The sequence below is a fragment of the Streptomyces sp. NPDC016469 genome (genome assembly GCF_040632905.1).
Lineage (GTDB): Bacteria > Actinomycetota > Actinomycetes > Streptomycetales > Streptomycetaceae > Streptomyces.
The window spans coordinates 1-1072 of record NZ_JBEYCQ010000132.1; the positions used below are offsets into that span (position 1 = coordinate 1).

Annotated in this window: 1 protein-coding gene; it reads right to left on the bottom strand. The window is 33.0% G+C overall.

All coding sequences use genetic code 11. The features are described 5' to 3' along the window. Window positions 1-39: 39 nt before the first annotated feature. On the bottom strand, window positions 40-951 hold the full coding sequence (locus ABZ565_RS35775; protein ID WP_361036489.1) for a hypothetical protein: 912 nt from the start codon (window positions 949-951) through the stop codon (window positions 40-42). Window positions 952-1072: the final 121 nt, after the last annotated feature.

Genomic DNA, 1072 nt, shown 5'->3' on the forward strand with positions numbered 1-1072 from the left:
TTATTTTTAACTATCTCCATTTTTTATAATTCTCCGTTCTTATTTAGTTTGAAAATAATATGTGCTTTCAAAATCTACAATAAATGACTCTTCACATTTCTCACAATCCATGTCAAAAGTTCCTGACATGTCTCCAACTTCTAAGTAATCATCAAAATTAAGATGATTGAAACCACAGTGAGGACATTTTATAAAATTGCTGGTTTTATTCACCCTATTATTAACCTTTAAATAGTTTTTAACTTCCTCGAGAACGACCGAAACATCTTCAACCGTTTTATATTCATCCACAAGATATTTCAGCTCTTGTTTTATTGAAGCCTTTTTAATCGGATTAGAATGGAGCGATTTTTCAAACTGACTAAGCGCATCTCTAAAAATTTTAGCCCTTCCTTTTTTAAAACCATATTCTTCAGCAACTTCATCTAACTTATTAAAAACATCTATATCAGACTTAAAATCTAAATTTTCTTGTTCTTGATTTCTCATCGAAGGAAAATTATTTGAAGGAATATACCCTTCCATAATGAATGTAGAAAGTTCATACGATAACTCTCTTTCTTCAATTAACGAAGCTAATTTTGTTTTTGTGCCCACTGGTACTTTAAAAGTTTGTCTACTGTACTCACTTTTTTGTATGGGGTTATTTCTATAACGCTCCACTAAATTTTTCATAATATCTCTCATTATAGAAGAATGATTTATATTAACGCCTTTTAATTTAGCCTGCTTAACTAGTAGTTCTAACTTATTAATTTCAGCCTCATTCATCCAATATGGTTGGATTACTTTTTCAGTTTCAGCCCTATCCTGTAGACTATTGAGTACTTCAGGAAGTTCGTACTCATTAAGCAGATAATTTTTAAGTATTTTTTTACTTTTATGGGTCGGGAGAAATTTTTTAAATTCCTCTAAGGTTGTAGCTGTTATGTTAAAGGAGTATTGTTTCAATTAAATTCAACCTTTTCTATTTAGTATATAAACTCACCCGTAAAGCGTACGGGGCCCTGGGCGGGCCCCCACTCAGTAGTCGAACGCCCTGGCCGTGTTGTCCGCGATCGCCTCCGCGAGC